Origin of the sequence: Alkalicoccobacillus porphyridii (assembly GCF_007293315.1) — a bacterium.
Lineage (GTDB): Bacteria > Bacillota > Bacilli > Bacillales > Bacillaceae_D > Alkalicoccobacillus > Alkalicoccobacillus porphyridii.
In genome coordinates, this window is record NZ_VLXZ01000342.1 from 1 (window position 1) to 250 (window position 250).

1 pseudogene is annotated in these 250 nt (G+C 28.0%); it reads left to right on the forward strand.

Annotation, left to right across the window (positions count from 1 at the left end):
* Nucleotides 1-250, forward strand: a pseudogene (locus tag FN960_RS22175) (O7 family O-antigen polymerase); the annotation flags it as partial.

The window sequence follows — 250 nt, forward strand, 5'->3', positions numbered from 1 at the left end:
TATAACAGATAATATTAATCAACTTCAGAATTTAAAAAATAATGGAGAATCTACTGATTTTTTTGAAGAAAATTTTATTTATATAATTGCTAAAAAATTAGGGAGTGCTGATGATAAGATTAATACTCCAGATTTGCTTGCCAGATATATTTCTCCATCTCTGGATAGCTCATGGAATGTGAATCCATCGTTAATTGGTTGGATTTTTATTCAAAATGATTTATACGTTCTACCCATCATATGGGTTGTT